The sequence below is a fragment of the Pseudomonas sp. PS02302 genome, from assembly GCF_029959585.1.
Lineage (GTDB): Bacteria > Pseudomonadota > Gammaproteobacteria > Pseudomonadales > Pseudomonadaceae > Chryseomonas > Chryseomonas aestiva.
Genome location: NZ_JASCON010000072.1, coordinates 19697 through 28064 on the forward strand (window position 1 = coordinate 19697; position 8368 = coordinate 28064).

At 64.7% G+C, this 8368-nt stretch carries 10 protein-coding genes; 3 read left to right on the top strand and 7 right to left on the bottom strand.

All coding sequences use genetic code 11. The annotated features are described in order from the left end of the window. Nucleotides 1-266: 266 nt before the first annotated feature. The 3 genes from yghU to QMX82_RS20035 all read right to left on the bottom strand — a co-directional run bounded on the left by yghU (nt 267) and on the right by QMX82_RS20035 (nt 3419). Nucleotides 267-1100 (bottom strand): glutathione-dependent disulfide-bond oxidoreductase, encoded by an 834-nt coding sequence (gene yghU, locus QMX82_RS20025; RefSeq protein WP_282286861.1) that lies wholly within the window; start codon nt 1098-1100, stop codon nt 267-269. A 112-nt stretch (nt 1101-1212) separates the two neighbouring features. Beyond that, nucleotides 1213-2115: an AraC family transcriptional regulator gene (locus QMX82_RS20030; protein ID WP_282286863.1), complete on the bottom strand. Its 903-nt coding sequence runs from the start codon at nt 2113-2115 to the stop codon at nt 1213-1215. 140 nt (nt 2116-2255) lie between these two features. Continuing rightward, complete coding sequence (locus tag QMX82_RS20035) at nt 2256-3419, bottom strand: GNAT family N-acetyltransferase/peptidase C39 family protein (protein WP_261793990.1); 1164 nt, start codon at nt 3417-3419, stop codon at nt 2256-2258. A gap of 139 nt (nt 3420-3558) precedes the next feature. Between QMX82_RS20035 and QMX82_RS20040 the strand changes: the two genes are divergently transcribed. After that, entirely contained in the window at nt 3559-5052 is a 1494-nt protein-coding gene (locus tag QMX82_RS20040; RefSeq protein ID WP_208694642.1) for a RimK family protein, read from the top strand. Between the two features lie 66 nt (nt 5053-5118). On the opposite strand, the gene QMX82_RS20045 is transcribed toward QMX82_RS20040, so the two are convergent. Then, the gene (locus QMX82_RS20045; RefSeq protein ID WP_208694643.1) at nt 5119-5322 is read right to left on the bottom strand and encodes an SEC-C metal-binding domain-containing protein; all 204 of its coding nucleotides are present in this window, start codon (nt 5320-5322) and stop codon (nt 5119-5121) included. Nucleotide 5323: 1 nt separating this feature from the next. After that, nucleotides 5324-5806: an LEA type 2 family protein gene (locus QMX82_RS20050; RefSeq protein WP_282286872.1), complete on the bottom strand. Its 483-nt coding sequence runs from the start codon at nt 5804-5806 to the stop codon at nt 5324-5326. A 169-nt stretch (nt 5807-5975) separates the two neighbouring features. On the opposite strand from QMX82_RS20050, the gene QMX82_RS20055 reads away from it, so the two are divergent. Beyond that, complete coding sequence (locus QMX82_RS20055; RefSeq protein WP_208694645.1) at nt 5976-6536, top strand: hypothetical protein; 561 nt, start codon at nt 5976-5978, stop codon at nt 6534-6536. Between the two features lie 12 nt (nt 6537-6548). Here the strand turns inward: QMX82_RS20055 and QMX82_RS20060 are convergent, their stop codons facing one another. Beyond that, nucleotides 6549-7022, bottom strand: a complete 474-nt coding sequence (locus QMX82_RS20060) for a YchJ family protein (protein WP_282286875.1) — start codon at nt 7020-7022, stop codon at nt 6549-6551. Between the two features lies 1 nt (nt 7023). Then, a complete protein-coding gene (locus QMX82_RS20065; RefSeq protein WP_282286877.1) occupies nt 7024-7521 on the bottom strand; it encodes a DUF6231 family protein in 498 nt (165 codons plus the stop codon). Nucleotides 7522-7656: 135 nt separating this feature from the next. On the opposite strand from QMX82_RS20065, the gene QMX82_RS20070 reads away from it, so the two are divergent. Beyond that, entirely contained in the window at nt 7657-8316 is a 660-nt protein-coding gene (locus tag QMX82_RS20070; protein WP_158895116.1) for an OmpA family protein, read from the top strand. Nucleotides 8317-8368: the final 52 nt, after the last annotated feature.

Consider the following 8368-nt stretch of genomic DNA (forward strand, 5'->3'; position numbering starts at 1 on the left):
CGGCCGAGCACTGCAGTAGCGTGGAAAACGGCGCAGCCTTTTCCACTGGGCCTGGTGGCGAGAGGGCTTTTCGAGCAGGCGCTCATCTGCATCACCCTGGCAAAAAATCGGGATCAACTGTCGCCCCTTTCGTAGCAGCAACTGTCTTTATCGCGGCCATGGCGGTCCGCCGATGCGGCCGCTCCTACGGAAACATCAAGCCTCTGTAGGAGCGGCCCATGGCCGCGATCAGCGAACCCAACGGCTCCGCTGACGTCTACCCCGCGTCAATCCAGGTCGGCCGCCGAATGCCGCTCGGCCAGTTGCTCGCCCGGCTCGCCCCAGGTGCGATTGACCCGCCGACCGCGCTGCACTGCCGGCCGTGCGGCGATGGCCTGGGCCCAGCGCTGCACGTGGGTATAGTCCTGCACCGCGAGGAATTCCGCGGCGTTGTACAACTGGCCCAGCACCAGGTTGCCGTACCAGCTCCAGATGGCGATGTCGGCGATGCCGTAGTCCTCGCCGGCCACGTAGCTGCGCTCGGCCAGCAGGCGGTCGAGCACATCGAGTTGGCGCTTGGCTTCCATGGCGTAGCGGTTGATGGGGTATTCGAGCTTTTCCGGGGCGTAGGCGTAGAAATGCCCGAAGCCGCCGCCGAGGAAGGGCGCCGAGCCCATCTGCCAGAACAGCCAGTTCAGCGTCTCGGTGCGACCGGCGTGATCCTTCGGGATGAAGGCGCCAAAGCTGTCGGCGAGATAGAGCAGGATGGCGCCGGACTCGAAGACGCGCAGCGGCTCGGCGCCGCGACGATCCACCAGGGCCGGGATCTTGGAATTCGGATTGATCTCGATGAAGCCGCTGGAAAATTGCTCACCCTCGCTGATGCGGATCAGCCAGGCGTCGTATTCGGCGTCGCCATGTCCGGCCGCCAGCAACTCTTCCAGCAGGATGGTCACCTTCATGCCGTTGGGCGTGCCCAGCGAATACAGCTGGAAGGGATGCTCGCCGACCGGCAGCTCCTTGTCGTGGGTCGACCCGGCGATGGGGCGGTTGATGCTGGCGAAGTTGCCGCCGGAGGTGGTGGGGGTCCAGATGCGTGGGGGCGTGTAGGGTTCGCTCATGATGGCTCTGTCCTCGGTCGGCACGGATAGGTAGTTCGATCATAACCGAACTTTGCGCCGCGTCTGTTCAATGGCTCTCAAGCTGGCAACAAACCGGATCAAGGAAAGCCGCTCAGGCGTTCTGCTCGGTCAGGCGCTGCACCGTCAGGCTGCGGTACTGGCGCGGGGTCATGCCCTTGAGCTGGTGGAAGCGTCGATTGAAGTTGGAGATGTTGTTGAAGCCGGCCTCGAAGCAGATGTCGGTGACCGGCATGCTGCTGTGGGAGAGCATCTCGCAGGCCTTGCTGATGCGCAGGCTGTTGACGAATTCGACGAAGGTGCGCCCGGTGGCCTGGCGGAAGAAGCGCGAGAAATAAGTGGGCGTCATGCCCAGGTGCTCGGCCACTTCTTCCTGGGTGAAATCACGCTGGTAGTGATCGAAGATGAAATTCAGCGCCCGGTTGGTGCGATCCACCGCCTGTTCGCTGGCCGTGGCCGGCTCGACGCTGCCCGACAGCAGCTGATAGCGCTCCGAAGTGGCCAGCGCTTCCATCAGCACCAGGAAATGGCCGAGGCGGGTGGCGCCGCCGCTCTCCGAAATCTGTTGCAGCAACGCCTCGGCGCGGGCGATCAGCTGCGGATCCTGGAATTCGATGCCATAGCGGGCGCGTTCCAGCAGCGGCGCCAGGCCGCTGAGTTCGGGAAACACCGCCGTGGCGTTATCCACCGTCTCGTTGGTGAAGTTGACCAGCATGTCGCGCTTGGCCACCACCTCGCCCTCGGCGACGCGGCTGATCCAGTTGTGCGGTAGATGCGGACCGGTGAGAAACAGGGTGCCCGGATAGAAGTTGCCGATGTAGTCGCCGATGAAGGCCGTCCCCGAACTGGCCACGATCAGGTGCAGCTCGTATTCCTTGTGGAAATGCCAGCGCACCAGCGGGCAGGGAAAGCCATGCTCCCGATAGATCACCGAGTGACCGCTCAGGTCCTCCATCAATTCGTAGGAGGGATTGCGCTTGCGCAAGGACTGACTCATCGACCGCCCCGTGATTCTTGTTGGCCTTGATCCTGGCCCTGTTCGGCGTCCAGTACAACCCCGGGTTCAGCCGGCCCTTCGGTCCTGTACGAAAAGTGCCTGCGCTCGGTGATGCTTCGTTGAAAAACGCTTCGGAATGCTCATTTACCACTCGTAAACTCCGCTTCCTCAGCCTTTTTCGCCTCGCCTGACCTTCGCTCGGCGACTTTTCGTACAGGACCTAGGATCACCGCCGCGCGCAGCTTGCCGCGGCCGAAGCGACTCATCTTGTCGAACTCGGCGTGGGACACGGGGATGTGCTGGCAGTCCAGTTCACGGCGGTGCTGGCTGTGGTCGACATCGGGATCGTGCAGGTAGACGAAGTCCTCGTCGCAGTCGGTGACCAGCACCCAATGCGGTCCCTTGGCCTTGGTCAGCCGGAAGGAGCTGATCAGCACCAGCGGGAAGGCGCCCTGGTTGACCCAGTGGGCGATGTCCAGGCGCGTCCGGTAGAGGCGCTCGATGGGCGACTGCTTGATCTCGGCGCTGAAGTCCTCGTGCACCAGGCGCATGACTTCCTTCTTTTCTTCGCTGCGCACGCCGTCGAGGAACAGAGGGCCCCGGGTATTGACCTGCAGCGTGACCCTGAAGCCCCGGCGCAGCGCGGCCAGGGCCAGGCCGTGGGGGCCGCAGCCGCCGTGCCCGGCGGTCATGTAGATGGTGGTGGCTTCGCGCCACAGCCGCAGTTCCTCGCGCCGCTCCAGCGGCCGGCCGGGCTGCAGGGCGCCCATGGCCATCAGCAGGCTGGCCGGGCCGCAGGTGAAGTCGGTGGTCTGGCGATAGAAGGGCACCGGGCGCGCCTGGCCTTCGCGCGGCTGGCGGATGCGCTTCTCGAAGCGCAGGGCCTGGCTGTGGTCCTCGTAGTAATCCTCCACCGTGGCGAAGGGTAGGTAGCCGTTGCGCTCATAGAGGGCGATGGCGGCGGCGTTGTCCGGTCGGACCTCCAGGCGCAGGTAGGCGCAATCGCGCTCCACCGCCTCGGCTTCGGCAGCCTCCAGCAGCCGCTGGCCCAGGCGATGGCCACGCGCCGCAGGATCGACGGCGATGGAATAGAGACGTGCCAGCGAGGTGTTCTGGTGGAACAGCACCAGCGCATAGCCCGCCACCTGGCGATCGTTTTCCGCCAGGATCAGCATGGCGTTCGCCCGGGTGAGCATGTAGTGGAAATTGCGCCGGGAAAGGCGGTCATAGCTGAAGCAGCGCGCTTCCAGATCGACCAGCGCCGCCAGATCGTCCAGCCCGGCGGGCCTGAGTGTGAAACTCATCGCGAAGGATTCTCCTGGGGCAGAGCGGGCAGCCTGGCATGGTTAAGCAACGGTTAATAGCACCCGCGTTACAACAGTTGGAGTGGTCCGGCGGTATCCGGGTTTCCGCCGGGACCACGCCCCGCACCGAGGAGGTCCAGTGAGCAAGCTGTATATCGTCGTGGAACGCAAGGAAGACTGGTCGTCCTACTATCCCAGCGAAGATGTCATCACCGCCCAGGAATACCTGGAGCAATCCAACGAACAGGACAATGGCAAACGCGTGCAGGTGATCAACCTCTGCCGCAGCCAGAAGTACCTCGGCCACGGCTACTACTGCTCGCTACTCGCCGAAGCCCGGGGGCACAAGGTCATCCCCTCGGTGCGTACCATCAGCGAACTGGCGCGCAAGTCACTCTATGGCTTGGCGCTGGAGGACCTGGACAAGCTGCTGACCAAGGCGCTGGCCGGTCATCCCTACGGCAGCGCCGACGGCTTCACCCTCACGCTCTATTTCGGCAACACCGACATCGCGCCCCTGCAGGATCTGGCGCGCCAGGTGTTCGAGGCCTTTCCCTGTCCACTGCTGCTGGTGGAATTCCGCCGCGACCGCGCTGGCTGGCACATCGGCGGCCTCAAGCTGGGCAGCATCCACAAGCTGCACGAACAGCAGGAAGATCACTTCGCCAACGCCCTCGACGGCTTCAGTCGCCGCGTCTGGCTCAAACCGGGGCGGCGCGAAAAATATCGTTTCGACCTGGCCATCCTGCACGACCCCAAGGAAGCCTTTCCGCCGTCAGATGCCAAGGCGCTGAAGAATTTCGTGCGCGTCGGCAAGCACCTGGGGCTGGACGTGGAGCTGATCGAAAAGAAGGATTACGCACGGCTGGGTGAATTCGACGCCCTGTTCATCCGCGAGACCACCGCCATCGACCACCACACCTATCGCTTCGCCAAGAAGGCCGAAAGCGAGGGTCTGGTGGTGATGGACGATCCACGCTCCATCCTCAGATGCACCAACAAGGTCTATCTGGCCGACCTGCTGCGCGCCCACAAGCTGGACATGCCGGCGACCGAGATCCTCTACAAGGACAATCCCGGTCAACTCGAAGGACTCGGCGAACGCCTGGGTTTCCCGCTGGTGCTGAAGATCCCCGACGGCTCCTTTTCCCGCGGCGTCATCAAGGTCGAGGACGCGGCGCAGCTGCGCAAGGCCAGCGCCGAACTCTTCGAGCGCTCGGTGCTGCTGCTGGCCCAGGAGTTCTTCTACACCGAATACGACTGGCGCATCGGCGTGCTGAACCAGGAGCCGATCTTCGCCTGCCAGTACTTCATGTCCAAGGGGCACTGGCAGATCTACGACCACAGTGCGAGCGCCACCGAGGTCAGCGGCGATTTCCGTACGCTGGCGGTGCAGGATGCGCCCCATGCGGTGGTCGAGCTGGCGGTACGCACCGCCAACCTGATCGGCGATGGCCTCTATGGCGTGGATCTCAAGCAGGCGGGCGACAAGCTGGCGGTGATCGAGGTCAACGACAATCCCAACATCGATTGCGGGGTCGAGGATCTGGTGCTCAAGGACGATCTCTACGCCCTGGTGCTGGAGGAGTTCATCCGGCGGCTGGAGTCGCAGCGCGGCGGACAGCCCTGGTAACGCGCCAGGGTCGCGGAGGGGTAGGTTGGGCTGAGACGGCGCTCAGCCCAACCTACCGGGAAGTGCTCAGGCGCCGTGGCACTTCTTGAATTTCTTCTCGCTGCCGCACGGGCAGGGATCGTTGCGACCCACTTCCTTCAGCGGATTGCGCACCGGCTCCTGGGCCGGGCCATGGTTGCAGTGCGGTCCATGCACATGGTGCGCATGACCGTGATCATGCTGATGGTCATGGTCATGATTGCAATCGGGACCGTGGACGTGTTGGTTCATCTCATAACTCCGGGATGTAGGCACCAGGCACGAACTGCCCCTGGCGAGAAAAATGGACACTGCGCCCGAACAGCCAGCCGGTCTTCACCCGACCGCGCAGGCGATAGTTGATCGGCTGGCTGGGGTCTTCCAGCATGCGACCGACGTCCTTCACGTAGCGCCACAGATTGGTCTGCACCGGCACCGAGAAGCTGCGCTGGCCATTGGCCGGCACCGACGAATGCAGGTTGGCGGTGCCCTGGGACAGCAGCAGATCGTTCAGGTAGACCGTATAGGCCAGGTTGCGCACGGGCAGGGTGCTGTCGTTGGGATTCTGGACGCGGAAGTGCAGCACGAAGTCCTGGCTCCACAGCCGTGCGCGGATCAGCTCCACGCCGGTCAGTTCGACCTGGGGCTCCTCATAGTTGCGCCCGATGTAGGTACAACCGCCAAGGCTGCTCAGCAGGACGCCGAGCAGGGTGATGAACAAGGCCTGGCGAAGCATGCGGCACTCCCGTTTTCTGCGCAGTTTAACAAGCACCGATTGCTGCACAAGTCGGGGCCGCTTCGGCACAGGCTAACAAAAAATCGCCCGGGCCAGGCGACCGTGCGGACTGGACCACTCCGGCACGACGTTGCATCCTGCAGCTCTTGCCGTGACCGAGGAGGTCGTCATGTCCGCCGTGCTCTATGAAATCGCCTTCCAGGGCGAGCTGGTCGCTGGCGCCGATGCGCAGCAGACCCGACAGAATCTGATGCGGCTGTTTCAGGCGGATGAACAGCGCATCGCCGTGCTCTTCTCCGGCCGCCGCATGATCATCAAGAATCGTCTCGACGCCGCTACCGCCGAGCGCTATCGCGCCACCCTGGCCCAGGCCGGGGCGCTGGTCGAGGTGGCGCCCATGGCCGAGACGAGCGAGCCGGCTGCGGCACCCGTCGAGGCGCGGGAGCCAGCCGCCACCGCGACCACCGTGGCGTCTGCCGCCGAGCGCGGGTCGTTGTCGGTCGCGCCCCGGGATGCCGTGATGGCGGCCTTCGTTGATGTTCAGGCACCGGATTTCGGCCTGGCACCCGTGGGCGCCGATCTGCAGGATGAGGCCGCGCCGGTGGCGCCGCCGCGGGTCGATCTGTCGCACCTGAGCCTGGCGCCGGTGGGCAGCGATCTGGGGCCGGCGTCCGAGGCGCTCCCCGTGGCGGTCCCGGATACCGACCACCTGACGCTGGCCAGGGAATGAGCGTGGCCGGCGTTACAGGAAGCCTGCGCAGCACTTCTTGAACTTGGCGCCGCTGCCGCACAGGCAGGCGTCGTTGCGGCCTGGCAGAGGGCGTACGGTCGGATCGAGAAAGTACCAGTGGCCTTCACGTTGGACGAAGCCCGAGCGCTCTTCATGGCGATGGGCGCCGCGCCCATCCTCCCAGCGTGCCACGAAGCTGACGCGCGCATGGTCAGGATCGCCGGGCTCGGGGCGATGCTCCAGCACCTGCAGACCCTGCCAGCGACTGCCCAGACTCCAGGCCGTCAGCGCTTCCCTGTCCAGCAGCGCCTGCTGCGCGGGGGCCGTGGTGGCCACGAGATAGTCGATCAGCCCCAGCGCATAGGCGCTGTAGCGCGAACGCATCAGTCGTTCGGCATCGGGCGCCGGAGTGCCGGCATGAAAGGCGCCGCAACAGTCGCCAAGCGACAGGTCCGCGCCACAGGGGCAGGGGGCCATGGAATGCATCTCACCACCAGTACTTGCCGAAATTCTGCGGATTGGCCCAGAACCGGGCATTGAGCCAGTCCGGGACCTGCTTGTAGTCGTGCAGATCATAGCTGAACAGGGTGACCACCTGGCCGTCCCGGGCGAAGCGCTCGCTGGCCTGCAGGGCCAGGGCGTAGAAATCCGTCAGCTGCCATTCGCTGGCGGCCAGGTCCACCAGCACGGCCAGTCGCGAGGTGTTGAGGTTGCGCAGGCCGCCGAGCAATTCGCGGCCCGTTCGCAGCGGCAGATGTTCCAGGCAATCGGCGAGGATCACCAGATCGTAGCGTTCGGCCAATAGGCTCGGCTCGTCCAGGGGTACCGCGGCCTGTACCAGCTGGCAGTGGGGATGGGCTTCGGCATAGGCCTGCAGCGCCGGTAGCGGCTCGCGCGCCACGCAGAGCAGACGTGCCGGCCGATGATGTTCGAGCAGGCCTGCCAGAGCCTGTTGCGGGGTACGGGACGAGAATATGTTTGCCATTAAGGGAACCCTAATCAAATCGCGATTGACTAAGCAACCAGCGTTGTCAAGATGTGTACGCCACCATTAGTCTGACAGCGCACTACAAAGAAAGACGAGCCTAACTCGCGGTACCTGGTCTATAGGAGACCCTTCATGAGCAAGAGCATCGCAAGGACAGCTTTACCCCTCATCCTGGCAAGCACCGTGCTGGCCGGTTGCGCGGGCGGCGTACAGAAATCCGATTGGCCGGTGTGCGCTGCGGTCGGCGCCCTGGTCGGCGGTGCGGCCGGCGCTACCCAGAGCGGTAACGTCGCCGGCATGGCGGCCCTGGGCATAGGTACCACCGCTGGCGCCTATTGCTGGGTGCATGGCAAGGGCAACGAGCAGGTCGCCCGCATGGAGCCCGCTCCGGCCCCGGCTCCGGCGCCCGCACCGGCTCCCGCGCCGGCACCGCTGCCGAAGCAGGAAGTGATCACCGCGCGTGATCTGCACTTCGCCTTCGATTCCGCCGCAGTCAGTCCGCAGGATCGTGCTCAGCTCGACGGTATCGCCGGTCGTCTGCGTGGCGAAGCCGCCAGCACTCGCCTGTCGATCACCGGCCACACCGACAGCAAGGGTACCGACGCCTACAACCAGCGTCTGTCCGAGCGTCGCGCCAAGTCGGTCAGCAACTACCTGGTCCAGGCCGGTGTGCCGGCAGCCAGCATCGTCTCCGTGAAAGGCATGGGCGAGCGTCAGCCGATCGCCACCAACGAGACCGCTGAAGGCCGTGCCACCAACCGCCGCGTCGAAATCCAGATCGACCGCGAGTGATGCATCGGCGGCGGACCCTGGTCCGCCGCCTTTACTTTTTCCGGCTCCTGGC